This window comes from Neorhizobium sp. USDA 3394 (genome assembly GCF_056280385.1).
The window spans coordinates 594928-620136 of record NZ_JBWCDU010000001.1 but is presented as its reverse complement, the minus strand read 5'-3'; the positions used below and the strand labels follow the sequence as shown (position 1 = coordinate 620136).

The window sequence follows — 25209 nt, the reverse complement described above, 5'->3', positions numbered from 1 at the left end:
CACACTCGGTCGAGCCGTCACGCGCTCTGCCATAACGAAAGAATATGGCTTTGCGAGCATGGATCGTCAGCGATTTACACATTTCTATTCTGCAAACGGCGTTTGGCGGCCACCTGAAAGTACCGAACGCCGACATGTGCATCTGTGCTGGTGACATTTCCGATAATGTTTCGACCAGTATCGATTATCTGCGAAGGAACGTTTCTCCAAAACTGCCGGTGGTCCTCGTGCTGGGAAATCACGACTATTACAGCGCCAGCATTGATTTCGCGCTTGATCAAGCTCGCCGCCAAATCGCAGGAACTAACATCCACCTGTTAGAGAACAATAGAGTTGAAATCGCAGGGTGCCGCATCGTCGGCGCGACACTTTGGACAGATTTTTCGGTCGAAGTCGGCGATGACGAACATGTTCCAGCGGAAGAGCGACGTACGCGAGCGATGGGTCTAATTCCCCATCAAATGCTGGATTTCCAATGTATCTTTCGGTCAGATGAGCGTAGGCCGGGCGAAAACGGCATGATCACCGTCCAAGAACTCTTGAAGCGTCATCTGGAAAGCCGACGGTACATCGATCAAGAACTGTCCAAACCATTTGACGGCCGCACAATCGTCGTAACGCATCATTCTCCCTTGAAAGAAAGTTTCGACGCGCGGTTTCACAGGTCCATTACAAATGCTGCCTTTGCGAGCGACTTATCCAGCATGATTACGCTCAGACGGCCATCGATCTGGGTCCATGGGCATATTCATCGCGCCCGAGATTACGTTTTTGCCAACACACGGATCATCTGCAATCCACAGGGTTATGCTCACGAGCGGGAATTGAACGGTTTCCGTCCAAATTTTCTTGTTGATCTGTAAAGAAAAGGACGCCAGAGCAAGCGCTTAGGCTATCGACTGTATTCTCGGCTGACGCAAATGGAGAGCATTTCGTAACTCGTTTGGATTAAAGGATATCGTCATAAATAGGCGACGGCCGTCGATACCAAATAATCGAGATTTCCTTGCTGTGACCGGTGGCAAGAAAATGGAGAACATATGATTTTTATATGGATTACCTTGGGGCTCATTACTCTTTGCGGGTCCATTTGGGCCGTTATCAAAGCGATGAACGCTCTTGAACGGTATCACGGACTAGGTAACACACCCCCGACTAATAACTACGCCTTCGAACCCGAGCCAATCCCCGCTCGGCACTCTTTTTGGCCCGTCATCATATATGGCCTCGCCTCTGCCGCGTTATTCGTCGCCTGCGCGACTTCAGTGACGCGCGTGGTGTCAGCGCTCGGTTGGACTTAAGGGGCAAGGCCAGCCTCAACCACCAGTCAACGTCCTGTTTTCCTTCGGCTGGGCTACCCGGAACAACGGTCATGACGGAAGTCGAGCGAGAACCGCACCACAACTCGTTTGGGAATGGAGAAAAAGTTGCCCTATGATGGCGACAAGCATTGCTGTAACTTTGTACGCGTCTACTCAGAATTGTATCCGTGAATTGAGGCAGTCGATTGGGCGCGGCAGGGCATAACATCGCTGGGGACGAAACTCGCCAGGCGATTGATGCCATCCGGGGGTACACTTATCAAATCTATGCGTCGGCATTAGCATGGCTGCACATAACTGACGACGAGCTGCTGCACTTGGAAGTAGCCGAAGATTTCGCAATCTCCTCGGATGGCGAACTGCTTGCGACCCAATCAAAAGCTACGACTAAAAGCATAACGATTCGCGATAAGGGCGTAATCGCTGCAATTGACTCATTTTTCTTTCTGCGAGGCGCAAACCCCAGCAAGACGGTGACGGTTCGTTTCTTGACAACATCCGGTATTGGCGAGGAGCGCAACAAAGAAGATCAGATCGACGGCGGGGCTGCGCTTCTCTATTGGCGAAAAGCTGCTGCGCTGGCAGAAATATCTCCTATCAGAATGGTCTTGGGACGGTTGCCCCTCAATGCCGCCACCCATGCTGCAATGACCCTGCTGTCTGATCAAGATTATCGGGAGAGCTTCTTAAAAAGGATCATCTGGGACACGGAAGCTCCACCGCTCGAACCGTTACTTGACCGACTGAGGGCTCGATTGCTTCAGGTGGGCTCAGAACGCGGTATTTCACCGGGCGCAATGGCCAAATGTCTTGGCCCCATTATTGCCCGAGTGCTCGAAGCTTGTACGCAGCCGACGAACCGGACCCTCTCGAAGGCCGACCTGGTTTCCTTGATAAGCGAGCATACTTCGATAAGTGTTCCGGTTGACCAATATCTACAACAGCAACAATTGCTGCAGAAGTTGATCGAAGCTCAGGGGCTTGGGACGGACGTGGTCATTCGACCTCGTTCCATGATCGACATTTTCAAACCTGTATCACATAGGGCGGCGGTTCTTTCCATCGCTCCGCGAACTGGACTACGAAAGGCCATTCAAACCCGACTCGCAAACGACAGAATTGCATGGCTTTATGCAGGCGCTGGTTTCGGGAAAACGACCCTTTCTCGGCTGGTCGCGGCTGACGTCGGCGGAACATGGAAAGCGCTTAACGTAAGAGGGCTAGAACCTCGTGAACTGGCGGACCTCCTGTATGCGGCCGCCGATGCTTTGGACGGCACTCAATTCACTGGTGTCTTGCTCGACGATTTTGCGCATTTCGAAGACACAAAAGTTCAGGATGCCTTCGCAGTATTTTGGGGTTCGATTGAAAAGTCCTCCGGCCTCCTGATTGTCACCGCCTACTCTAGGCCATCTGAATCCTCCCTTGCCTCGCTTGGTTTCAATGCGGCTTCCACGTTGGTAGTCCCCGAACTCAATGAAAAAGACATTCAGGGGGTTATCAATGATCTGGGTGGGAAGCCTGATATCTGGTCCAGTTACGTTTTCTACGCGTCTGGGTCCGGCCATCCTCAGCTCGTACAGGCGCTGGGAAGGAACCTTGCCGCCCGGCAGTGGCCGTTCGACGAACTTCAAAACCTGAACGCGCTCTTAGGTGGCAATTCAGAGATTTCCAAGGTTCGAGACGAAACAAGGAAGCGCCTGGTCGGCTCGCTTAAATCGGACCAGCTCGATCTGCTTGCTAGAATTACCCTCATTCCCGGAAAGTTCGATAGAGAAACCGTCCTTGAGATAGCTAACGGTGATCCACCCGTACCGAACGCTGGATACGCGTTCGATGCGTTGATCGGCCCCTGGATTAACGAACCTTACGATGGTGTTTACCAGGCTTCCCCGTTGGTTTCAGACCTCGCCGCCAAGACCATTTCCGAAACGCGCAGGCTCAGTTGGCAGCGGCTCATCGCCAACAAAATGACATCCGGTCGCTCGCTCGACGCTGGTAAAATGAACGCGGCCTTCATGATGGCGTTGGTTTCCGATGAAAAATCGGTGCTAATGAGAATTTCAATAGCCACCATCCAACTCGACAACAGGGAGTTGGCAAAGCTTGGCGTCGCATTCTTTGTACTCCAAACGATGCGTACAGACCTTCCACTCTACCAGGCGGACCTTTACCTCAGTGTCTTATTGCGGCTGGCACAACTTCTCCTGGTTGCAAATGAACCTGATAGTGAAGAAGGCCGTACGCGCGAAATTTGGGACGCACTGCATCGCGAACTTAAACTTGTAGAAGGTCGCGATGGAGCGGAAGTGCTCGAACTAATGGTTCTCTCCAAATCGGTCACCACAATGACCGGACGTTGGACGGCCTCCGAGCTTATCAGCTATATTTATAGAATGTACGAGATCGCTCGAACGACGGAATACGACGAGTTGAGAGGTGCTTATAACGTCAGACACGACGGTCAGCAGACGTCGAGCTTTGGCATTATGTTCCTCACGCATACCCAAGCCTTCAAGAAAATCTCAGACACACTCGAAGCCTTCACAGCGATTAATCGGTATCCTCAAGCCTTCCGGCAAGAGCTGTTCGCGGCCCTATCGCTTCGCGAGATGGACAGCGAGATGTACATCAACGGACCGTGGTTGAAGGAACATTCAGCAGACACCATCGATGCGGCTCTCCATGCTCCGATGTATCTGCAGATGGCAGACATGGCCCGGAGCTGGGGTCTGGAAGACCTCGCGGTAACTTCCACAAAGTATCAGGCTGTAATCCTCGACGAGTATGGAAACCTTCCCGACAAAGGGATGCAAGTCCTTGATCAGGCTCTAACGTGGGCGGGTCCTGATAACTGGGTTCTTCTCCGAGCACAGGCCAAGATCGAATTTCGCGCGAAGAAGTATCCAGAAGCGCTGTCCCTTTTCAAGCGCCTAGCGAAAACCCAGGACAGCGATACATCCTCTGTCGAAAAGGCCTTTGCCTTTCGTGAGGCTGGCATCGCGGCGGCTAACACGGAAGACTGGGAGCTTGCGGAGGAATTCTTCAAAACGGCCAGGATTGCCGCGCAAGGTGCAGGCCTTCGGTCAATGGATATCATGGCAGTTGGATTAATGGGGGACATCGGCGTTGCTCGTTGGCATCTCGCAGACCGAAAAGGTTTCATTGACGCGTTTGACATTGGCCTATCGGAGATGGCCACGTTCGAAGTTGCTGAAAGCTTAAATGCGAGACATTGCCACGCGGCCTACCGACATGCTCTGCTATGGGCGCAAGATCAACTGACCGGGAATGTAACGATAGGAACTGGAGAAAAACCAGCGATCCTTCCCGGCGTGATAAGCAATCCTGACCCAAGCCCAACACTTGCTGACAACAAGATCGCAGCCTTGGGCCTCGCTTATTACATGTTGGCAGCCATCGAGCTTCAATGTGGACTACCAGCAGGCGTCCGAGCCGAGCTTGCTCAGAAGATGAACGGAAAGCGCCTCGCCGTTGGCGAAGTGTGGTTCGACGACCACGCGCTCGAATACTATCGGGGCATTGGGGACGCCCCCGGGTTGGTAGCCACATCATTCAAAATAGCACAGACGGCTGTCATCAGTCACATGTCACAGGCTATCGACAATAGGCCAGACCTCGAAAACCCTGGAGAGTATATTGTCAAGGACCTCACGGAGGATGAAAAGAGGTCGGCAGCCAACCTATTTCAAACACTGATCCTGGGGACAGCCATCCGTGGCCTCGTCGAAGGTCGCCGACCGCTCGTAGCCGAGGTATTCCGCTGTGTACGCCAAACTTACTCCGATACCGTCGAGCCTGCGTTTGCTCTGACGCTGGATCAAACGCGAGATCAAACCAGAAGCTTCGAAACGATCCTCTCTGCCCGCTTGTTGGAAGCATCGGAGCTTGTCGAACCAGCTCGCCTCCAGCCTATGCAGCTGTTACATTTGCACCTTCTGATATTGCAAGCTTCCCCCGGCACGGTACCAAACTCTATTCGCTCTAAGCTGCCCGCCTGGATTCGTGAAAGTTGGTTGGGGGCCGTAAGCAACCAGGGCTTTCTACTAAGAATGCCCGGAGAGCTTGCTCGGAAATTACATGCCTTCGTGGTGGATGAAACCGCACCGATGTCATCGGCGGCCAGCCTGGTCCAACTTGTTATTGAGCATGTTCCCGGCCAGCTGCCATCGGAGTTTCGCTCGGTGCTGGCGAACCTGATTTCTGGACAGAGCTGATTTTTCCAGCCTTGCTCGTGGCGACGCTGTTCATCTGTCGCAAAATGCCGTTGAATTTAGCATCCCCGGTCACGGGTCTGGAACGGCTGGCGGATTTGTAAGGGGGCTCTGGTCTTGCCTTGTAGCCGATGTGCTGTTCCCACATTGTCCTGCCTGTCTTGACCTGTGATCGGCTTTGCATCGATGATGCGAAGGGAGCTTCTCCAAGAGAACGATGACGTTCATGGTAACAACTAGCGAGACTTTTGACGGCATACCGCCTGTTGAACCCGCTCCGGACGAGCAGAAGACAACACTGGATCGAGATTTTCTCGATGACTGCCAGAATGCCATCGTCGAGTTAAAACACAATAACGCTTGGATTTTCAGAGAGGAGCTTCAAACGCGCAGCGCCGTTTGGGGAGAGCTTTTGCGCCGCGACTTCCTAATACGGGGTGAAATTGCGGTTGGATACGTCAATAGGCTGATATGCTGGAAGGCTAGCAACGGTCGGGCCGCGATCGCGATCGCAGTCGGGCAAGTCGTGAAGCCACTCTGAAGAGCTGCTAGGTAAGCGTCGATTGTCTGGCACCTTGACCGCGAGCGTATTGCCGTTTCGAATAGTATCGCTGTGACAGAGATCGCAGCAATGCACCACAAGCGGACTTCGCCCCATTTTATTGCTCGTTATGGGGCAGGCCGTCACTCGCAGCCCGGTCCCATTAACGGGAGGTTCAAGCCAATCATGCGCCACCAGCGGGAACTGGGGGGCCCAGACTATATGGTAATGCGTCTCCTGAGTGGAATATGGTCGAATCTGCAGGAGGACGAGCATTGTCTCAGGCATGGCGTGATCTGACCGATAGCGAACGTCAGCTCATTGAGCTGTTACTGGCAAAAGAGTTTCCTGGAGCGGAAGCTCTACGCAGCCAGTTGGAAACAGCGAGGGTGTCAGCTATCGACGCAGAAGGTAGCCTCCAGTTTAGGGTGTCCGGTCCACTCGCCAATGTACAACAGCGGGTTCCCACGGAGGGATATTACTTCGATACGGAAGGTGTGGACTATCGTCCTGCCGTGAATGTCCTTCTGCATGTCGTAGAGGGTAAGCTGCATGAGCTGGAAGTTTATAAGGATGATGGGTCAGCAATTGAGACGTCGCTTGATACAGTGGAGATAAGCCGGTTCCATCTAGCGTGAGGGGTATGCGCTGTTTGCTTCGCACCTTGACCACGCGCGTGGTGCCGTTTCGGACAGCTACTGCTGTGACCGAGACGGCAGGAACGCGCCATTAGCGGCCATTGCTGCTTTGCTCAAGCTCAAGCACGTTTCCCTCTGGATCGCGTGCGTAAGCGATCAAATACGGTTTATCCGGCGTCCCAAAATCCGTAATTTGCCCGATTTGCGCCCCACCAGCTTGGATAATCTTCGAAAGGGTGCCGCTAATATCTTCCATCTGAAACGATAGGTGCCCGAAACCCGGTTCGTTTACCTTTGGCTGATCACGGTGATGGGTGACCGTATGCTCATGTATTTCCAGAAATGGGCGTTCAACCTCGGGGAACTTGAGCCAGATCGCGTATATCTCAGAATTTAAAAGGCCATTTCCTCGCGAAACTTTTTCCCCGGATAACATCTTGGGTGCTCGCAGCAATTCGCATTTTAAAACATTCATGTAGAACGCTGCGAGCGATTCTGCATTACGAGCTACTAAGTTTATGTGAGCAAGTTTCATGGCGTTCGGCATCCTCATCGAGGAGGTGACCATAGCGGTTGGTCGAGCGCAACGAAAGAAGTCGGCTTTGGGCCGACAGCAGACTTCAGCTGTTTGTAATTCCACGGCGTCAGCTCGTCGATGCGGCTCTGCTTGTGGCCATTCACGATGGAGGTGAGTGTGGCGGTCAGATAGGCGAGCGGATCGACAGCATGCAGCTTGCAAGTTTCGATGAGCGAGGAAATGGTCGCCCAGTTCGCCGCTTCGGCGTCATGCCCAGCGAAAAGAGCATTCTCCGATTGAGCGCTATCGGCCGGATTGTTCGCTCGACGACGTTATCGACCTCGATGCGGCCGTTGCTGAGGAATAGGCAGAGGCCATCGACCTTGGCACTGGTTCGAAAAGAACCATCAAGGCAACCTTCGCCAGATCAGTTCCGGAAATACCTCACACCAAGGCCCAGACTAGCATTCCAGGAGATTTTCTGCGGCGACCAAGAAGCCATTTGTCCTCGGTCTGTCGTCCTCAGGCGACTACATCAAGGGCTGCCAAGTCGTTTGTCAGCGGGCGGGAAAGCCGAAACTTCTCGCTCATCGAATCAATCCTGCTCGCCAGTTTCCAGAAGATGAGTGATTCTGCGGGCTGCTTGAAGCTCTGACGGAAGCTCTTTATTTGCTCGGTCGGAAAGCCTCATCACCAAGACCGAATTTTCAGACCACGATACTAGGCTGAGTCGCTCTCAAACATCAACCATACATTGTGACAGAGAGAAGGACCCAATACTGCAGGGGTCACAGAGATCGCGCGAGCGGCAACCGAAGGGGCATCACAACGTCTTCCTTGAGCGGTGAGCGAGCCTCGGTTTGCTAGTCCTTCTTCTGCCGTGCTAAGCGGCTTCTTTGCGAGGAGGAACCATCGAATGCGGCATGATCATACAAACTGGCTTATGCACTTCGTGCGAGATCGTGTTCCCTTTCAGGACTTTCCCGGTAAGACTGAAGAAGAATATTTGTCACTGGCCGGGGGTGAACTCGACCATGATGCAACCGCGTTTGAGGTGCTGCTTGCTATCATCCGTCTTGGCGGGATCACTCCAGGGTATTCATTTCGCAAAGACCGAACGACAATTTACGGAGGGTCACCTGCTGTCTGTGTTACAGAAATGCCTTTGTACTCGTTCGCAGACTATGCTCGAAGCCAAAAGGACAATACCAAGGTGTCGGCATACGGCATCGCTTTCCTAAAGACCGAGTTCTACGAAGCTGGTGGCCGACCCGCGATTTACGGCCTGTCAAACTCGGAATTCAAGATGGTCCAAAATGACCCCATGCGGCGAATTCTACCGGAAGAAGTCCTCCCGCTCGCTGAGCAGTATCGATACGTCTCATATAACCCCTCCGGATCGACCAACTGGATTGACTGGAGCCATGAGCGCGAGTGGAGGTGGATTCCCAAGGATAAGGATCGCGACGAAATTTGGGTTCAGAACCATAACCTTGCTATTGGCCCCACACCGGCGTTGCCGATCTTCAAAGGGAGACTCGACGGTCGGCCATTCTCGAAGCTTTGCATCATCGTCTGGACAAAGGCCGAGGCCGAGAGGGTTCAAGAATTGCTCACTGCAATGTACCTTGCAGGAAGCAACAATTACGACACTCCGTTCGACACCGATCTCATCAAGAAATCCAACATCATCATCCTCAGCGATGTCATTACCGCAGTCGAAAGCGGCAAGAATCTTGAGTCTCAGACCATTGAAGGACTAGAAGCGGCAGACCTCTTGGAGCCAATCAAGCTGCACGCGACACCGTCAAACGCGGCTAAGATCGCTAACGATGCGATAGAAGATGCCGCCAAAGCCGCAGAGCGTGCACTCAAGACGTTTGCCAAGCTTCATGGTGAAGGAAGCGGCTCGTGCGGATTTGCTCATGCAACAACAAAGAGTGTTACCAATCCGATTGTTCAATACATGATCCAAAAGGGGATGGCTTCAAGGCCAATCGACGGTCGGGTGTGGATCAACTTCCCTTACCCGTTCAGTCAGTCCTTAGACTATCAAGAGGCTGCCTGCGAAGCAGCAGCGAAATCCTTAAGCAAGTCCCTTGGCGTAGACGTGTGGGTAGAGAGCAGGCTCGATTAGGTTCGGAACCCGAATATACCGGTCAGTTGCCGCGACGGCATCGCCCTTTTTGCACTATCCGTCTGGAGGCATGTACCGGGTGAGTGCGCAGTCCCGTAAGCCGTGTTTCCTCGCACGTTGGCGAAGCGCGGTAGGCCGTTCCTAAAGCTACCGCTCCAACATTGACGGCAACAAAGCGCCAGAAGCGGGACCTGTTCCTGCGAAACCGTTAAAACAGCAGAGTCATCGCTACTCGACGGGGGGATCAAGCCCTGCCTCGGTTGGCCGGAATCCGCATCTCCGGTAGAACGAAGTCGGATGCGGTTCGAAGTCGACATGCAACCACTTCGCTCCGCGCTGTCGGGCCACATTTGTGGCCTCTGTCACCATGCGAGGAGCGATACCACTTCTGCGCATCCGAGGGGCAACACAGGTGTCGAGGATAAAGGCGTGGATACCTCCGTCCCATGCCACGTTCACGAAGCCGACGAGTCGACCATCTTCATAAGCCCCCATATGCGTGAGGATGCGCGAGAGGATTCCAGAGAAGTCCTCTGGCTCACCGCCGCCCCAAGCTTCTGTCCAAAGCACGTTGAGGTCGTCTTGGGATGAAAACGGGGCAATTCGAAGCACACCATGCCGCCGCTATCCCACCTACCGGTCGAAGAGATTGAGCCTGAGACGCGTCACCAGTTCGGCAATGGCGGGATCAGTGAATTCAGAAACAGGATCATCGCTCTTGTCTGGCCTGCGATGGTATTCTCCAGAGTCGAACGCGATGTAGATTTCGTAGAAAGGCTCAGGAACTTGGGTAGTACCTGGTCCGAAGCCCTCCAGCACAGCCGACCACAGATCGTTCATAAGGCCGTCACAGAAGGTGTAGTCCAGCTCTCGCCGATGATACCCCGATGCGATTTCCAGAGCGGCGGCATTATAGAAATCCCAATTTTCCAGCGCACCCGCCCATCGCACGACATCTTCATGGGTAAGGCGTTCAGGGCGCTTGTTTATCGCAAATCGCAGAAAGTCAGACATTGCCCTCGCCTCAGTTCGTCTGCTCGCAGAACCCGCCATCCCTCGCCTTCACCCATCGGGCTTGTTAGGTCGCGAGGCATTCCTTGCAGATGCCACAGCCATCATCGTCCATCCAGCTCTTCGAACGAGCTTGCCGACAGCAGAGACAGACGACATGTTCATCGCGTGACTCCCCGCGTTCCGGCGGCAATATCTCGACAGCCGCGTCATCCACCTCGGTGGTAAACTCGTTCATCTGGCCCTCCATACTTGCGTGCGAATAAAGATGGTGGAGGCGCTGCGAGCTGCAAGACGAACCCAGTCTGCAGATTAGAAAATTTCACATCCAACCTGGGCAGCTTGCTCGCTGCTGGCCAATTCGCTCGAACCCATTCGTCGCTTGAGCGTTGGTTGCGCAGGGAGAAGCGAATGCCGAAACTATCAAACACGACCGAATCCACCGAGCAGGCGATCACGCGGCTTCGCCGTCTGGAAACAATCGAGGGTCTCCTGGATTTCGACTTATTCAGCCAAATCCAGTACGCCGATGAAATCGCGGAAGAGCGACAACGTCACGGAAACTTGATAGGAGGCAAAAGGACCATTCATGACGCTCCAGGAACTCGATCTGGAAACGATGCTTGCCGGGATCGGTCGAGCCTCACCTTCAATTAGCGGCAGCACGGCTGCACTCGTTACAGCCCAGCTCGGCACTGCGATGGTAAGAATGGCGTTGGCGGTCTCGCATCAGCATGGCAGCGATACCGACCTGCTGATCGAGCGGCTCGATTCCATCGTATCTCAAATCAAAGACGCGGCCGAGAAAGACAGGTCGGCCTCGATTGCGCTGATCGAGACATACCGTCAGAACGGTGAGCTATCGGCAAGAAGCGCAGCGCTCACCGATGCCACGCGCGAACCACTTGCCGCAGCCCATCTGCTGATCGAACTTCTGGAGGTTCTATGGGACGCATCGGGCAAGGTTGAGTACAACGTTGCGAGTGACTTCTATGGCGGCATCGAGCTAATCAACGCCGCGTTTAAGGCGGTCATGATGGCTGTCGAAAGCAATCTGCATCAGGAAGGTGCCGAGGAGCTGCGTGCCCGCACGTTCTACAACAGGTCTGACCTGTTTGCACGAGCCGACCTGGCTATGAAGAACTTGGAAAGCCTGTCCTCGTCCTTACCGAACAAGGTAAGCGGTTGAGCTAGCGGACAGTGATTGGGACTCCTATCTGATCGCACACCTATTCGTAGCTCGGCGCTGCTTCGAGAAATATTTCAGTGCATGTTCACCGTGCGTTCTTGAATACCTGTCGATGTATCCCTACCGTTATACAATCAAGTAGGGAGAGGACGGAATTGGCTGAGGCTGTTATAGCAGGTTGGAGCGGACACGACTTTCAGGCGCGGCTGTTTTGGATCAAAGCCGCCGCGCTCCTGGACCCTCACCAGCACTTCGTTGTCGAGGTAACCTATGAGGCCGACGCACCGAAGTCGTTCGACGACGTAGTTGTTCGGTACGACCCCGCTCGCCAATCGGCCAGCGGCCCACCTATCTCGGCGGACTTTCACCAAATCAAGTTCCATATGGACGGCTCGGGACGATTTGGTTACGGCGACCTCATCGAACCAAAGTTTCTAGGCGCAAAAACTGTATCTCTTCTCCAAAGGCTTGTTGCCGCCAAGAAGGACGCACAGCCGAACTCCGCCTTCACCCTGATGACTATCGACAAGATCGCTGACGGCGATCCGCTCGATGAAATCGTGAGTTCAATCGACGGCTCTCTCCGGTTGGATCGGCTGTTCGACGGCTCCGGTGATAAGAGCAAGATGGGCCGGATCAGGAAATGCTGGCGAGATCATCTGGACGTTGATGACGACGCGCTCATATCAATTCTTGAAGGCCTGAGGATTTCCGCAGGGTTCATAACCCTCGAAAAGCTTCGGGATGAGGTCAACGCCCAATTCCGAGTCGTTGGACTTCTCCCGTGCCACGAAAGCGCGGCCTTTAAATATGACGGCGAAATTCGAGCGTTGAAGACGCAGAAGCGCAGCCGGTTCGATAGGGAAACATTCGCAGCCCTTTGCCGTGAGCAACAATGGTTCGACGAAGCCCCTTCAAAGAACTATCGCTCAATCTCCATCCGGTCCTTCCCTGTGTCCCCCGTCCATGAGCTGGAGTCCGCTCCAGAGGACACCCTCTCCCTGCTGCATCTATTCGACCAACGACATCTGCAGCCCGGTGGGGATTGGCAGTCAAGCGTGCAACCGGCACTGGATGAATTCCTTCAGCGCATCGCTGGCAAGTATTCCTCTGTCCGTCTCAATCTTGACGCCCATGCTTCAATCGCCTTTTTGGCGGGCGCACGACTGGGTTTGAAATCCGGGATCGACGTTGAATTAGTGCAAAAAGGCCGCAGCAATCACTCAGTATGGGTCGCAAACGACGACAAGTCGGGACCTGCGCCTGTAATCGATACTTATGAGGTCGGTGCCGGGAAGGACGTCGCTTTGGTTGTCAGTCTGTCACGCGATGCCCTGGACGATGTGAAACACTACGTCGCCAGAGGATTGCCGGACGTGGGCAGAATTATTCATATTCAGCCGAATGAAGGCCCGGGGCCTCGTGCCGTGATTGGCGGCGAGCATGCAGCCAGTCTCTCTGACGCTGCAGAGAACGCAATCAGGAAGGCTAGGCTCGTCGTCGACGCGAAGACACATGTCTTCGTTTCCGGCCCCAATGCCTTCACATTTTTTCTAGGCCAGCACCAACAGGCCATTGGTGAGTGCGTCCTTTACGAATTCGATTTCGGCAAACGTGTCGATGGTAGTTATCACCCTTCTTTCTGGATGAAATAGCATGAGATTGGACCCGCAGTTTCGAGATTTCCTGTCCTCTATTCGGCCTACCGACAAACAGAAGGAGGACTGGAAGACAGGCTCAAATACGCTCCGCAATCGGCTCGCAGATGATGATAAGCTCGGTCCTGAAGTCGTTGCGACCTTCCTCCAGGGAAGCGTTCGACGTTCGACAGCGATACGGCCTCATGGCGATAAGCGCCCAGATGTCGACATCGTCGTCGTAACCAATATCGACTGGACAAAAACAGCGCCAGAACAGGCGATGGGCCGCTTCAAGCCATTTTTAAACAAATTCTACAAAGACAAGTGGAGACCCCAAGGGCGATCCTTTGGTATCGAGCTTTCCCATGTCGATATGGACTTGGTCATTACGTCCTTGCCGACCGACCAGAAGTCCCGGGGCATAATGGAGAACCTTTACCGGTCTCAATCGATCAACACGCTTTATGACCTTGAAGAACAGCCGAACTGGAGGCTGAACCGGCAATGGACGCCCCAGGACTTCAACAGCCTGATCACAAAATCTGCTCCAGTTCAGTTCAACGATGAGCCGGAGGGGGAGTGGAAGCCGAACCCGCTATTTCTGCCTGATCGTGATGTCGGCCGTTGGGGACGAACACATCCCATCGCTCAAATCCAATGGACGGCTGAAAAGAACCGCGCCTGCAACAAGCATTACATCAACATCGTCCGCGCTTTGAAATGGTGGCGGCAGACCAATGCTGATGACTTGCCAAAATACCCGAAGGGATACCCTTTGGAGCACATGATCGGTCACACGTTGCAGAACGGCACCTCATCCGTGGCCTACGGGATCGTGCAGGTTTTCGAGGGCATGGCAGAGCAATGGCAAACTGCAGCGCAATTCGGGCCGGTTCCTCGGCTTTCTGACCACGGCGTTCCGGAGCACGACGTATTGAAGCGCCTTACGATTGAGGATTTTAAGGCATTTCACAAGGCGGCTGCCAACGCGGCGCAGATTGCCCGGGACGCGTTCGATTGCGAAGACGCGACGGAAAGTGGCATGCTTTGGCAGCGTCTATTCGGCACACGGTTCCCCCTCCCTGGCCCGAGCGGCGGTGATCGGGTTGGCTTTAGCAACCCGACCCGCCCGGCCGAGCCTAAGGACGCCAGGTTCGCGTGAACGGCTTCATTCCCGAACCGCTCGGGCCAGTACTAGAGGCCGTTGTCACTTGCCCTCGCACGGCGTTGGTGGAAAGCTGGTACCGTGACAGCAAGGGGCGGTGGTGTTTGTGCTTTAGGGCAACGCTTTCGGTAGAACCGACAGCGTTTATGCCTCAAGAGAGCGAATGGTATCTCGTCGTCGAGGCTGAAGCTCCTCGCCCTAAAATTACGCTTTACCCCTCCGTACAAGGGGGGATTTCCTGCACGTTCCCCCATCAGGCGGCAAATCTGCCGGGTCCACCCGGATCGTCTTGGCGTTTGGGGAATCCGTGCGTCGAGCGTCCGGAGGCATCCTTCAAGCGTGATGACTCCTCTGGCGAGCCGCGAGAGCTTGGTGACCGCCTCCTATGGCGCGTAGAGCGGCTTCTCGACTGGCTAGACGCAGCCGCTTGCGACGCCCTCTTGCTGGATGGTGACCCACTCGAATTGCCGTCATTCAATGTAACGACGACGCCGGTTCTTGGATTTTCGGAGACTTTGGAGGACTTCGCCGACTGGTCGCCATGGATCGGCAGGTGGGGGTTCGCAGCGACGGCCGCGTTGAAAGGGGCTCGCGACCACCGTCAAGTTTTGCGTTTCATGTCCAATGATGGGCAACTCGTAAAAGAAGGTTCCAGCGTTCGCGTCGAGGCTGATCGTCCAGCCGACGCAATATGGGTCATGCTGCCACACATGCCGGTTATCGAGCCCTGGCAATCACCCGAGACATGGAAAGAATTGAGTGGATTTTTCATTTCATGTGGTCTCGATTTGGCCGACATTTTTCGACAAGCCGGTCAGGATAAGCGAAAGACACGCGTCAAGCCGACGACCAGGTTGTTGATTGGATTCCCACTCAGCGAAAAAGTCGGCCTTGCGCCAAATAGGGTCCATTGGATCGCAGCGGACAACTTAGGCCTTTCGAAGAACGATACCATCCGGAACGGCTTTCGTCCGAGTGAGAGAAATCGTGTCCAGTGGGACGTCGGGAAGGCAACCTCTCTTGAGCGGATCGGATGGATCAAGACAAGCAACTGGTCCAGCGATCAATTGCGAACTCGCGGAGGTGCTGAGGAAGAAGTGGCTTCCAAACGCGTCTTGATCATCGGTGCGGGAGCAATCGGCAGCGCGGTCGCGGAAAACCTTGCCCGTTCCGGAGTAAGAGATATCGGGGTCATTGACAATGACATCCTTGAGGTCGGAAACCTCAGCCGTCATACGCTCGGACTTTCCGACTGTGGTCACGGCAAGGCCGAACGATTGGCCGCGAGACTGGACGATGTTGCGCCGGATGTCGTCTCGACTCCTTTCAAAGATAACTTCCCCCCATCTGAGCCACGAACAGTGGCTCTTGTCCGAAAATACGACGTCGTTATTGATTGCACCGGCTCCGATGCGGTTCTGGTTGCCCTTTCGGAATTCGACTGGTCTGGTGAAAAGAGGTTCGTCAGTCTGTCCATAGGGTGGGGAGCTAAGGAGTTCTTTTGTTATTCGGCATCAGAGGCGAGGTTTCCGGCTCTGGACGCTTTAGATCGGTTCGGAAAGAACATTTCGTATCGTCCTGACCTGTCTACTGCGAACCGGGAGGGCGTTGGCTGCTGGCATCCCGTCTTTCCCGCCACTGCCGACGACATTCAGTTGTGGAGTGCTATTGGCGTGAAGTTTGCGAGGCGGGCGATCTTAGAAGGTGCCCGGTCTTGCAAGATATATCGAATTGCGGATGACGGGACAGTTGCGGTTGTCGATGGGTAACATCAGTCTCCATGCGTCCTCAGCCGATAGTCGTTTCCAGATCGTCGTGGAACCGGGAGCCCTGGAATCGATGATCGCGGACTCCTGTGCAGCGAAAGGCATGGAGACCGGCGGCATTTTGATTGGCTACGTCGATGAGGCTGGGAGGGCCATTATCAAGGAGGCGACGGGAAAACCCCGAGGCTCTCTTTTTACTTGGTGGAGCTTCACGAGGAAATCTCACGGCCTGTCCGCTCTTCTGAGGGCGCGATGGAAAGGCGGCCAACACTATTTGGGCGAGTGGCATTGTCATCCCGGAGGATCAGCGGCTCCGAGCGAGCGTGACAAAGGCACAATGATCGCAATATCAACGGACGCTAAATATTGCTGCGCCGAGCCGATCCTAATCATCGTCGGAACGAAACACAAACAACCGGAAATATCGGTGCACGTATTTCCCAAAGGACAGTTCTGCCTCGCCCTGTTGGTTGACAGGGAAATAGAGTAGCTTGAGTCAGAGGCCATCTGGACGCGGCGGCTTCATAAGGCCAAAATTCAGCTCGTTGATCGTGATCGGGGCCTTTGTTTGCATCTTCAAACTGGCAAGACCCCCCGCATCTCTTGATCTTGTTCCCGCTGTCTAGGCCTCTTACCGCTGTCGCCTTATGGCGGTGTACGGGAACAGTCGGGGAACGCTTGTTCGACCAGAACGCTGACGCGACACCCCCCTCTGGCGCGTCAGCACCAACGGCTTCGGCAATGAAACGTATAACGGCCAACCGTGCGATGTGTCGAAATCGAATAGCGCTGTCATTCGAGTTCCTCGGGCATGAACCCGCCGGTCTGACGCTTCCAGAGGCGTGAGAACAGGCCATCCCGATCCACGAGTTCATTGGGAGTGCCTTCTTCGACGATGCGGCCGCCATCAAGGACGACAATTCGGTCCATCTTCGCGATGGTCGAAAGCCGGTGGGCAATAGCGATAACTGTCTTGCCTTCCATCACGAGGCTGAGTCTGTCCTGGATCGCCGCTTCAGATTCGCTATCGAGGGCGGACGTCGCCTCATCGAGCACTAAAATCGGCGCGTCTTTTAAAAGGACCCGCGCGATGGCCACCCGCTGACGCTGACCTCCTGACAACTTGATGCCGCGATCACCAACATACGCCATGTAACCTTTTCGGCCTTCGCCATCTGCCAGGTCGGCGATGAAGGCATCGGCCCGAGCTGTTCTCGCCGCCTCTTCGACTTCCTCTTGCGACGCGTCGGGCCGCCCGTACCGGATGTTGTCACCGACGGAACGATGAAGGAGTGCGACATCCTGGGCGATGACGCCTATGTTCCGGCGAAGGCTTGCCTGGGTGACGGATCGGATGTCCTGCCCATCGATCAGGATCGCGCCCTCCTTAATGTCGTAGAACCGCAGAAGCAGGCTCACCAATGTCGTCTTCCCGGCACCTGACAATCCGACCAGTCCAACTTTCTCACCCGATTTAACGGTGAGCGATAGATTTTCGATCACCTGCTTTCCAGCCCGGTAAGAGAAGCAGACGTCCTGGAACCGAACCTCTCCTTGGGGGACTGCAATTTCTTTGGCATCAGGAGGGTCCGTGATAGTCGGCGGGGTTGTCATGACCGGCATCGCATCCTTGATCGTGCCTATCGCCTGGAAAATCTGCTGCCCCATCTGGAGGAAAGTGAAGGTGTGGCCTGACAGGCGCTGCAAGATGGCGACCGACGCGACGAACTCCCCCACCGTGACAAAACCTTTGACCATGCCGGACAAGCCAATGGAAAGAATAGCAACCCAAAGCCCGGTATTCAGGACGACGACGATCAGTTCCGAAGTCCGATATATCCGCTGTTCGCTGTGTTGCGTGGTCACCGCATTCTGAAGCACACGGCGAATGGCCCCCGCCTCGCTATCCTCTGCAGCAAACTGCTTGATCATCGGCATATTGCTGTAGAGATCGTTGATTGTACCCGCGATGAGGCTGCGACGCTTTGCGGTACGCCGGGAGCGTTCCGTGAAGATCGGTGCCATCTTCACCGCCAGCGCGACGTTGAGCACGATCCATACGACGACTGGCAGAGCCAGTTGCCAGGACAAGGCAGCGAGAAGCAGGACGGACCCGGCCATCGAGAGGATGAAACGGGGAATCGTTTGGAACGCAGCGATAATCTGCTGCTGGACGGCCGATGCGACCTGAGACAGCCGTGAAGCCACCTGCCCCGCGAAAAGGTCGTGAAAGAAGGCGATATCTTGTCGCTCAACCGCTTTGTGGCCTTGCCACTGAATAGCGACCGGCATCGCGACGCCGAGCGTATGAGACCTGAGAGTATTCAGCAGGAAGGACGCGATTGGCAGCCCGGGAAACAACAGCAGTCCGAGGAAGGTCAGGAGTGGCCATTCGCTTTGCAGGAAAGCGGTTGCACCCTGCTGGCCGACGCCGTCAACAACTACCGACAGTCCCCAGACAATGCTCAAATTGATGGCTTCGACGGTCATAGAGACGACTGCGAGAGCGATGAGCACTCCGCGAAACATCGAAATGAAGTGGAGAAGGACGGCAACCGGCCCCGTTGAAGGCATCGGTCGGTGTGGAATATCAAGCGGCCGGATCAAAGTTTCGAACGGGCGATAAATGACATCTGAAATCGACATGTCCACTCGTTTATATCACACGACGGAAGAGGAGTTGCTGCGATGAACCACATAGGAGCATCTGGCGTCACGTTAATCAACCTCAAGAGGTATCGGCATCTGGCGAAGCGGCCCCGCAGAAGGCATGATGTCTCCGCAACAGGTATGGTGAGGGATGAATTGGAGATGAGGTCCAGTAAAGAAGGTCGAGCAGCCGCTTTGAAAGCCCTCGCCGGGGTCGTTGTCATCGCGTTGATGTCGCTTATTTTGATGGCGACAGGAGGTGACGACGCGAAAAAACATGCACAAAGAGAAGCCGAAGCCCGACGCCAATCTTTATCTAAGCCATGAGCCGTTCAATCGGGACATGGCATACCAGGAGGGTGGTTGACGATGTCTTGGATGCGCCCGAGCGATCATATCGATATCACTAGGCGACAATTCTTTCCTCATCTCCGCTTACCAATCGCGGTAGTGTCGAGGAGCGGCGAGGACTGACGATGAAACTGGAAGCTGAAACGGTTCTCGGGCTGATCCGCGACTTTGAGCCTGCTCTTACGATCAGGGGGTTTTCTCGGTTGGCGGGCGGCGGCACTGACGTTTACAAAATCGACGTGGCAGGTTCCAGGAACGGCTCGCTGGTGCTCAAGATTTATCCGGACCTGCCCGAATGGGGGCCTTCAAAGGAGGCGCTCGTTGCGGGCTGGCTCAAAGATTTGATGCCGCCGGTTCCAACATGGCTACGCACCGATGAATCACGCTCTCTGATGCCGTTACGTTATTCCTTGATGACGTACCTGCCGGGCCGCTCGCTGCGTCACTGGATGGCCCAAACCGACATCACTCAGGCTTATCGACAAATGGGGGAGCTTCTGAGACGCATTCACACGGTGCGGATGCCCGCTTATGGCTATGTGCTTGCCGAAGGAATCGACAATCCAATATCCACAAATGCAGAATACATGACGATGGCGTTTGACAACGTGCTTCGCCGGTTTCGGGGCCTGGGCGGTGACCCCGATCTGGCAAATCGTTTGGAAAGACTGGCCGAATCCAACTTCGATCTTCTTGATACGAGCGAAGGTGCGGTGCTTGCTCACGATGATCTTCACCAGGGCAATATCCTAGCACTGCGTGGTAACAGCGGCGAACCTGAATTGAGCGGGCTTATCGATCTCGGAAACGCACGCGCCGCAGACAGCCTCTTCGATTTGGCAAAGGCTCTTTTCTGTTCTGCACATGAAGACCCGCGCAGTTATCAACCCATCCTGGAAGGCTACGGCTCGGTCAATCACCCGGAGATCAAAAGGGTACTTCGGCTTTACACTCTATTCCATCGGCTCAGCATGTGGTGCTGGCTTACCAAGATTGGCATTGGGACCAAGAACGGTCCTGATAGTCTCATCCGCGATCTGAGCGAAATGGCCATTGAGGAACTTCGAGCCGGGAGCGACTGAGCTTCCGATGTGAAGCATCTAGAAGGCCGCTTTAGGCCGAGGGCGTTGTCGGGCGGAAGCGAGACAGCGGACAATGGGGGCGCTGTCATATTTCGTCTCAGGCGTTAAAGATATGCTGCCCGCCACGACACTTCGAGATAACCAAAATGATATCCATTGTTTCCATTGCCGACCGACCCGATCTCGTTCCTGTTACCGGAAAGTGGCGTTGGGAAGCATTCTTCAAAGATGAAATGTCACTGGAGGAGATGCTTCGGCTTGAGCAGGAATGTGCCAGCAGCAGCGAACTCATGCCCACCGTACTCGTCATGCTCGAATGCGAGTATCCCGTGGGCATGATCGCGCTCTGCCTCGATGACTTGGAAGGGCGGCCAGACCTGAACCCGTGGTTGGCTGGGGTTTACGTTGATCCGAGGTATCGTGGGAACGGATATGCCTTGCGTCTTATCGAAGAACTCGAAGGGCTGGCTCGTAATCAGGGAATCAAGCGACTATCGCTCTACACGGGCGACGCGACAGGCCTATACCATAGGGCTGGGTGGGCGATGACGGAAACCGTCCAGCGCAAAGGACGCCCCTACTCAGTCATGCAAAAGAACCTTTGACCACCCGGGGCCGAGCGCCGTCATGGCACGGAAGCGCCAGCAGCGGACGTGGTGGACTGGATGCTTTCTGTACGTTGCGCGACACGAAAGCGATGGGCTGCCCGCAGACCCACCAGAATACCGGCCGAAAGCACCTCGGCTGCTTCGCACCTGAAGCGGAATAGCAGCCATCAAATTCTTGAAATTTCCACTTGAGCCGTACCCAACGTCATACCTTAAATGAGGTTTAAGACGTCGCGGGAGCCTCCATGCGGAATGACATCAAGGAAGAGACCTGGTTGACTGCGGCACAATGCGCGAAGCGTATTGGCCTCACGGTCCGAGCATTGCGGCTTTATGAGCAGACCGGCCTCATCCGCCCTCGCAGAACGGGAAAGAACTGGCGGCTCTACGGAGTCAACGAAATTGCTCGACTGAATGAAATCCTCACGTTGAAGCGGCTAGGTCTTAGTCTGCAGCACATCGCCCGACTATTGGCCGGGCAAGCGGCTGATCTCGACCGTATGCTCTCCACGCAGAACCTCGCCTTGCAGGACCAACTTGCCCGCACCCAGCACAGTCTCGCCATTGTAGATGCCCTGAGAGCAAAGAATGCAGCAGGCGTTCTTCTATCTGTCGATGACCTCCTGAAACTCGCAAAGGACACGAATATGACTGATACCTCGTCAGAAGCCATCGCCTGGCGTCGCTACGAGCAGGCAAGACCTCGCACCGAACAGCAGATCGATCCGGCTCTCTATACTGAGTATGAAGGTTTTTACCTTCTCGGCAGGCTTGTTTATGTCTTCACCTTGGTTGATGGACGGCTTTTTTCACGCCTGCCGGGTCAGCCGGAGCTTGAGATATTCCCCGAGGATGTCGACCGCTTCTTCTATAAAGCCGTTCAAGCTCAACTCACCTTTACCCGCAACGGCGACGGCATCGTGTCCGGCCTCATTCTCCATCAGGATGGCTTAGAGCAGGTCGCGACCCGCGTTGATAAAAGCGTTGCGCTTGCCCTGGAAGAGGCGCTCGCGCAGCGAATTGGCGAGAATCGGCCGGTAGAAAACGGCGCGGTTCTCCTGCGAGAGGTTATCGAAGATTTACGGTTCGAACCAAGCTTCAAGCTATTAACAGCCCCCCTGTCCAATCTGGCGCGTGAGCAATCCTCGACGATCAAAGCAAACCTGGCGCGGATGGGAGCGCTGAAGAACGTAACGTTCAAGAAGGTAACAAAAGAGGGATGGGACCTGTATGATGTCGGCTTCGAAAACGGCCACCTCTGGTGGAGCTTCGTGCTCGACGAAGATGGGCGGTTCAGCGGCCTGTTCTATCGGCCCCCACCTGAACTTTAGCTTTGCGTCCTGGGCAGCAAGTGGAAACTATCGGCATCAGGCGAGGCGGACTTGATCTAGATCATCGCAGCATTGTCAGGTTTAGCTCTGTTTTCGCTTTTCGCGTTTGTTGCGGCCGCAGCTTACTCCGCATCGGAATCGCAATGTCCGGACGGAAGTGATTGTCAGGACGCCATGTTTGCGATGATTGTCGCGGGCGGCTTCGCGATCAGTAGCCTCACTTTGACCATTCCTCTCTGCAGGGTCATCTGGCGCATCTTAAAGGGCTCTTGAGGAAGTCCCCTTTGGGCGACACCCGCCTCGGCGAGATTGCGCCAACACCGGACATTGCCGAATATTGCTTCCGATGCGAGTCTCGTGCCGCGCCGATGGTTGGAGAAGTGTCTTGATCAACCTTGCTTTCTACAGCGACCAGATCATTCCGGAGAATGACGCGATTGACCAGAAACTCTTGGTAGCGCTGGACGCAAATGGCTTGGGACGACGGATCGGATACATCCCATCTGGGCCAGAACCTGATCGCCGATTTTTTCAAGAACGGGCAGCCTACTATGCGCGTCTAGGACTGGAGCTGTGCCTCTTCCACGATCTTGATGAAACTCACGCTTTAGACGATGAAAATAAGCTGTTTCAGTGCGATGCGATCCATCTTTCAGGAGGTCATACTGGCGGATTTCTCGCCCGACTCAAGCGGAGTGGAATGATTTCAAGCCTGAGGACATGGGCTTTGGAAGGCGGATTCCTGATCGGAACCAGTGCGGGAGCAGTTCTCCTGACCCCAACAATTGCCACCGATGCCCTGTTCGGGCGGCAAGCGCCGGAAGACCTTATGAGTGAGACGGCGCTCGATCTGGTTCCATTCGAGTTCTTCCCCCATCTGGGTTCAAACTCGGCTTACCTTCCCAATCTAGTCCGCTACAGCAAGCATACCTCACGCCCGATCATCGCATGCGATGATGGGGATGGCCTGATCGTTACAAATGACCACATCGAGTGTATTGGACGGCCGATATGGGTAGAGAAAGGTGAAATGCGTCCGGCGCAAAGTATGCCGCTAACTGCTATCTCGGCTTCCACATGATGACAGCTAGGAGATGATCGCATTGAGCCGAAATGGAGTTCATACGATATATTGCTCGGCTACAGTCAGTGAAGGTCTAAAGATTGAGACCATGATACGAGCTGCCAATTCCGAGGACGCCGAACAAGCTGTCAGCGTCATACGGCGACCCATTGAGGAACTGTGCGTTTCCGATTACCAGCGGGACGAAAGCATTCTGAGCATGTGGCTTTCGAACAAAACACCGGAGAACTTTCGCCGCTGGTTAAAGTCCCAGATCAAACGCTCCTGGTGGCCGAGCATCATGGAGCCATATGCTCAGTCGGGGGGAGCGACCCGAAGTGGCGAAATCACCTTGAATTACATTCTGCCATGCGTTCGCTTCAGAGGGTTTGAGCAAAGCCATGGTCATTGCCCTGGAGTAAATTTTGCTGAACCGGAGCAATTTGCTCGTTCATCGACGGACTCGACGATGATCTCGGGACGGCTCGCCTTCTTGATCGGCGGTTCCGGAACAGGTGGTTCGACGATTACCGCTGCGAACTCGACCGCGTCCTCGGGCGCGGGCAAAACCAGCTTCCCCCGCCGTGCCATCGTCCGCCAGGTGGACAGGTGGTTCGGCTTCAAGCCATGTCGATCTGCGACCTCACTCACCATTGCGCCGGGCCGAAGGCTCTCCGAAACGATCTGCGCCTTGACGTCATCCGGCCAGCGCCGGTGAACCTCACGTCCAGGCCTCCTGGTCGTGAGAACCTCCAATGTAGTCTCCATGGAGAAACTCCCGTTGCTCGTCCATGGAAAAGCGATCACAGATCAGGAAGGCGACATCAACGTGGGGTCGGAACATCGGTTACGAAAGACCGTTCTGGGGATGCTCAAGGTTTCCGTCATGTCGGAGAACTAGCAACATTCAGCGGGTCGGCGTGAAGCTCGTGTCCAAGCATTGCCGTCACCATTGCCACTCATTCAATCGGTCGAAGGTGGATAAAATGAGAGTTGGTCGTCGCGCCTGCTAGCAAACTTACTCGAATGAGGTCTCCGACGTGTTTCGCCGATGATTGAAAAAACGCTTCAATCTTCGCGACTTCCGGGAGTTCGACTTCAACAACCTGGTGGGCCAAGTCGGATTTCTTCTGATCTCGCTCCGCCGGTCTGAAGGCGTCCCAAGCCGCGAGAAATGCGCAATCAATCTGGATCGCTGGCGGATCGAAGGATAGCTCCCACGACGCAAGGCAACGGTGTGCGAAAACATAATCGCTCGGGTGCTTGAGAAACCCTGCCCACCTACGGATCACCCGATCCGCTTCAGTTTCGGTGTAAGACAAACCATCATGCCGTTTGACGGCAGCAGCGATGTACTCTCTCAGCACGTCTAGGCGGAGGAGGAGAACCTCAGACAACTCGCTGCAGGCAACATTCGACCTCGGCATATTCAAAATTCGTTCCACCGACTTGATGACATCCGCGATATTGCAGGCCTCTGCAACATGCAGCGGCAAAAGTTTGCCATCCGGCAGGACGAGAGTAAGCAGACCGTGAGAATGCTCAGCGTCGTGAAGCGCACAAGAAAGAGGCTCCCCTTCCCTGGTGATTAAGGTTCCCCTCAATGTCGCTAGCAGGCGTCGAAAATCTGCCCTCGCGTAAGTCATCAGCCAGCTCGTCTCAGCGAATACTCCATCGCAGCGATGGAGCCCATAGGATTAGTTTAATCAAATACTGCTGATATAGCAGAACGCCAAGTCGCCAAAGTCCAAACCGCTACTCACGACACTGAGGCACCTCTTCGCTCGCGGCCGAGACGGAAGCGAATACCGGCCCAGCCTGCCCTGCCTTTCGACGAAATGCCCGACCGAGTGGAACCAGCTCTCGCATTGCTCTGCAAAGGCGACCTGATCCTATCGACCCACATTTCGGCCGCACGCCATTCGCACACGAGACACTCAGGGAAAAACGAAGCTCTGGGCAAG

22 protein-coding genes and 2 pseudogenes are annotated in these 25209 nt (G+C 54.8%); 16 read left to right on the top strand and 8 right to left on the bottom strand.

What is annotated here, in order from left to right:
* The first annotated feature begins 44 nt into the window (after positions 1–44).
* From ACZ9EJ_RS02680 to ACZ9EJ_RS02665, 4 genes are all read left to right on the top strand, one after another.
* Positions 45–863 carry a metallophosphoesterase gene (locus ACZ9EJ_RS02680; RefSeq protein ID WP_476098647.1) on the top strand — a complete coding sequence of 273 codons (819 nt, stop codon included), beginning with the start codon at positions 45–47 and terminating at the stop codon, positions 861–863.
* 644 nt (positions 864–1507) lie between these two features.
* Positions 1508–5560 carry a tetratricopeptide repeat protein gene (locus tag ACZ9EJ_RS02675; RefSeq protein WP_476098645.1) on the top strand — a complete coding sequence of 1351 codons (4053 nt, stop codon included), beginning with the start codon at positions 1508–1510 and terminating at the stop codon, positions 5558–5560.
* Between the two features lie 214 nt (positions 5561–5774).
* On the top strand, positions 5775–6098 hold the full coding sequence (locus tag ACZ9EJ_RS02670) for a hypothetical protein (protein WP_046642466.1): 324 nt from the start codon (positions 5775–5777) through the stop codon (positions 6096–6098).
* 275 nt (positions 6099–6373) lie between these two features.
* Complete coding sequence (locus ACZ9EJ_RS02665; RefSeq protein ID WP_046642465.1) at positions 6374–6736, top strand: DUF6984 family protein; 363 nt, start codon at positions 6374–6376, stop codon at positions 6734–6736.
* 91 nt (positions 6737–6827) lie between these two features.
* On the opposite strand, the gene ACZ9EJ_RS02660 is transcribed toward ACZ9EJ_RS02665, so the two are convergent.
* A complete protein-coding gene (locus tag ACZ9EJ_RS02660) occupies positions 6828–7271 on the bottom strand; it encodes a VOC family protein (RefSeq protein WP_046642464.1) in 444 nt (147 codons plus the stop codon).
* Positions 7272–7285: 14 nt separating this feature from the next.
* Positions 7286–7632 (bottom strand): annotated as a pseudogene (locus tag ACZ9EJ_RS02655) (transposase domain-containing protein); the annotation flags it as partial.
* Positions 7633–8169: 537 nt separating this feature from the next.
* Between ACZ9EJ_RS02655 and ACZ9EJ_RS02650 the strand changes: the two are divergent.
* Complete coding sequence (locus tag ACZ9EJ_RS02650; RefSeq protein WP_046642463.1) at positions 8170–9390, top strand: hypothetical protein; 1221 nt, start codon at positions 8170–8172, stop codon at positions 9388–9390.
* 228 nt (positions 9391–9618) lie between these two features.
* Here the strand turns inward: ACZ9EJ_RS02650 and ACZ9EJ_RS02645 are convergent, their stop codons facing one another.
* The 3 genes from ACZ9EJ_RS02645 to ACZ9EJ_RS02635 all read right to left on the bottom strand — a co-directional run bounded on the left by ACZ9EJ_RS02645 (position 9619) and on the right by ACZ9EJ_RS02635 (position 10639).
* Positions 9619–10002, bottom strand: coding sequence for a GNAT family N-acetyltransferase (locus ACZ9EJ_RS02645; protein ID WP_080955870.1), 384 nt, complete (start codon positions 10000–10002; stop codon positions 9619–9621).
* Between the two features lie 21 nt (positions 10003–10023).
* Positions 10024–10404, bottom strand: coding sequence for a hypothetical protein (locus ACZ9EJ_RS02640; RefSeq protein ID WP_046642462.1), 381 nt, complete (start codon positions 10402–10404; stop codon positions 10024–10026).
* 64 nt (positions 10405–10468) lie between these two features.
* Entirely contained in the window at positions 10469–10639 is a 171-nt protein-coding gene (locus tag ACZ9EJ_RS02635; protein WP_476098642.1) for a hypothetical protein, read from the bottom strand.
* A 351-nt stretch (positions 10640–10990) separates the two neighbouring features.
* On the opposite strand from ACZ9EJ_RS02635, the gene ACZ9EJ_RS02630 reads away from it, so the two are divergent.
* The 5 genes from ACZ9EJ_RS02630 (at position 10991) to ACZ9EJ_RS02610 (ending at position 16651) form a co-directional block, all read left to right on the top strand.
* A complete protein-coding gene (locus ACZ9EJ_RS02630; protein WP_080955869.1) occupies positions 10991–11590 on the top strand; it encodes a cyclodeaminase/cyclohydrolase family protein in 600 nt (199 codons plus the stop codon).
* 155 nt (positions 11591–11745) lie between these two features.
* Positions 11746–13245 carry an SAVED domain-containing protein gene (locus tag ACZ9EJ_RS02625; protein ID WP_046642459.1) on the top strand — a complete coding sequence of 500 codons (1500 nt, stop codon included), beginning with the start codon at positions 11746–11748 and terminating at the stop codon, positions 13243–13245.
* Between the two features lies 1 nt (position 13246).
* On the top strand, positions 13247–14392 hold the full coding sequence (locus ACZ9EJ_RS02620; protein WP_046642458.1) for an SMODS domain-containing nucleotidyltransferase: 1146 nt from the start codon (positions 13247–13249) through the stop codon (positions 14390–14392).
* The gene (locus ACZ9EJ_RS02615; protein WP_046642457.1) at positions 14389–16164 is read left to right on the top strand and encodes a ThiF family adenylyltransferase; all 1776 of its coding nucleotides are present in this window, start codon (positions 14389–14391) and stop codon (positions 16162–16164) included. The genes ACZ9EJ_RS02620 and ACZ9EJ_RS02615 overlap by 4 nt, the downstream gene beginning before the upstream one ends.
* A complete protein-coding gene (locus ACZ9EJ_RS02610; RefSeq protein ID WP_052764719.1) occupies positions 16157–16651 on the top strand; it encodes a Mov34/MPN/PAD-1 family protein in 495 nt (164 codons plus the stop codon). Before ACZ9EJ_RS02615 ends, ACZ9EJ_RS02610 begins: the two co-directional genes overlap by 8 nt.
* A 302-nt stretch (positions 16652–16953) precedes the next feature.
* Here the strand turns inward: ACZ9EJ_RS02610 and ACZ9EJ_RS02605 are convergent, their stop codons facing one another.
* Positions 16954–18807 carry an ABC transporter ATP-binding protein gene (locus ACZ9EJ_RS02605; RefSeq protein ID WP_046642456.1) on the bottom strand — a complete coding sequence of 618 codons (1854 nt, stop codon included), beginning with the start codon at positions 18805–18807 and terminating at the stop codon, positions 16954–16956.
* A gap of 42 nt (positions 18808–18849) precedes the next feature.
* On the opposite strand from ACZ9EJ_RS02605, the gene ACZ9EJ_RS02600 reads away from it, so the two are divergent.
* The 5 genes from ACZ9EJ_RS02600 to ACZ9EJ_RS02580 all read left to right on the top strand — a co-directional run bounded on the left by ACZ9EJ_RS02600 (position 18850) and on the right by ACZ9EJ_RS02580 (position 23263).
* Complete coding sequence (locus tag ACZ9EJ_RS02600) at positions 18850–19137, top strand: hypothetical protein (RefSeq protein WP_046642455.1); 288 nt, start codon at positions 18850–18852, stop codon at positions 19135–19137.
* Positions 19138–19286: 149 nt separating this feature from the next.
* Positions 19287–20243, top strand: a complete 957-nt coding sequence (locus ACZ9EJ_RS02595; protein ID WP_476098638.1) for a phosphotransferase family protein — start codon at positions 19287–19289, stop codon at positions 20241–20243.
* Between the two features lie 146 nt (positions 20244–20389).
* Positions 20390–20848 carry a GNAT family N-acetyltransferase gene (locus ACZ9EJ_RS02590; RefSeq protein WP_046642453.1) on the top strand — a complete coding sequence of 153 codons (459 nt, stop codon included), beginning with the start codon at positions 20390–20392 and terminating at the stop codon, positions 20846–20848.
* 248 nt (positions 20849–21096) lie between these two features.
* Positions 21097–22182 (top strand): MerR family transcriptional regulator, encoded by a 1086-nt coding sequence (locus ACZ9EJ_RS02585; protein ID WP_046642452.1) that lies wholly within the window; start codon positions 21097–21099, stop codon positions 22180–22182.
* Between the two features lie 385 nt (positions 22183–22567).
* Positions 22568–23263, top strand: a complete 696-nt coding sequence (locus ACZ9EJ_RS02580; protein WP_476098636.1) for a Type 1 glutamine amidotransferase-like domain-containing protein — start codon at positions 22568–22570, stop codon at positions 23261–23263.
* Between the two features lie 387 nt (positions 23264–23650).
* On the opposite strand, the gene ACZ9EJ_RS02575 is transcribed toward ACZ9EJ_RS02580, so the two are convergent.
* Together ACZ9EJ_RS02575 and ACZ9EJ_RS02570 are read right to left on the bottom strand one after the other, a co-directional pair.
* On the bottom strand, positions 23651–24013 hold the full coding sequence (locus ACZ9EJ_RS02575) for a transposase (RefSeq protein ID WP_476098634.1): 363 nt from the start codon (positions 24011–24013) through the stop codon (positions 23651–23653).
* A gap of 191 nt (positions 24014–24204) precedes the next feature.
* Positions 24205–24891 (bottom strand): hypothetical protein, encoded by a 687-nt coding sequence (locus tag ACZ9EJ_RS02570; protein ID WP_046642696.1) that lies wholly within the window; start codon positions 24889–24891, stop codon positions 24205–24207.
* Positions 24892–24979: 88 nt separating this feature from the next.
* Between ACZ9EJ_RS02570 and ACZ9EJ_RS02565 the strand changes: the two are divergent.
* Positions 24980–25119 (top strand): annotated as a pseudogene (locus tag ACZ9EJ_RS02565) (non-homologous end-joining DNA ligase); the annotation flags it as partial.
* Between the last annotated feature and the right edge of the window lie 90 nt (positions 25120–25209).

Excerpts from the sequence above, each read along its gene's own strand:
- ACZ9EJ_RS02670 (WP_046642466.1), top strand. The coding sequence starts at position 5,775 with ATGACGTTCATGGTAACAACTAGCGAGACTTTTGACGGCATACCGCCT.
- ACZ9EJ_RS02575 (WP_476098634.1), bottom strand. The coding sequence starts at position 24,013 with ATGGAGACTACATTGGAGGTTCTCACGACCAGGAGGCCTGGACGTGAG.
- ACZ9EJ_RS02660 (WP_046642464.1), bottom strand. The coding sequence starts at position 7,271 with ATGAAACTTGCTCACATAAACTTAGTAGCTCGTAATGCAGAATCGCTC.
- ACZ9EJ_RS02610 (WP_052764719.1), top strand. The coding sequence starts at position 16,157 with ATGGGTAACATCAGTCTCCATGCGTCCTCAGCCGATAGTCGTTTCCAG.
- ACZ9EJ_RS02605 (WP_046642456.1), bottom strand. The coding sequence starts at position 18,807 with ATGTCGATTTCAGATGTCATTTATCGCCCGTTCGAAACTTTGATCCGG.
- ACZ9EJ_RS02640 (WP_046642462.1), bottom strand. The coding sequence starts at position 10,404 with ATGTCTGACTTTCTGCGATTTGCGATAAACAAGCGCCCTGAACGCCTT.
- ACZ9EJ_RS02585 (WP_046642452.1), top strand. The coding sequence starts at position 21,097 with ATGCGGAATGACATCAAGGAAGAGACCTGGTTGACTGCGGCACAATGC.
- ACZ9EJ_RS02570 (WP_046642696.1), bottom strand. The coding sequence starts at position 24,891 with ATGACTTACGCGAGGGCAGATTTTCGACGCCTGCTAGCGACATTGAGG.
- ACZ9EJ_RS02650 (WP_046642463.1), top strand. The coding sequence starts at position 8,170 with ATGCGGCATGATCATACAAACTGGCTTATGCACTTCGTGCGAGATCGT.
- ACZ9EJ_RS02635 (WP_476098642.1), bottom strand. The coding sequence starts at position 10,639 with ATGAACGAGTTTACCACCGAGGTGGATGACGCGGCTGTCGAGATATTG.
- ACZ9EJ_RS02620 (WP_046642458.1), top strand. The coding sequence starts at position 13,247 with ATGAGATTGGACCCGCAGTTTCGAGATTTCCTGTCCTCTATTCGGCCT.
- ACZ9EJ_RS02595 (WP_476098638.1), top strand. The coding sequence starts at position 19,287 with ATGAAACTGGAAGCTGAAACGGTTCTCGGGCTGATCCGCGACTTTGAG.
- ACZ9EJ_RS02630 (WP_080955869.1), top strand. The coding sequence starts at position 10,991 with ATGACGCTCCAGGAACTCGATCTGGAAACGATGCTTGCCGGGATCGGT.
- ACZ9EJ_RS02680 (WP_476098647.1), top strand. The coding sequence starts at position 45 with ATGGCTTTGCGAGCATGGATCGTCAGCGATTTACACATTTCTATTCTG.
- ACZ9EJ_RS02600 (WP_046642455.1), top strand. The coding sequence starts at position 18,850 with ATGAACCACATAGGAGCATCTGGCGTCACGTTAATCAACCTCAAGAGG.
- ACZ9EJ_RS02590 (WP_046642453.1), top strand. The coding sequence starts at position 20,390 with ATGATATCCATTGTTTCCATTGCCGACCGACCCGATCTCGTTCCTGTT.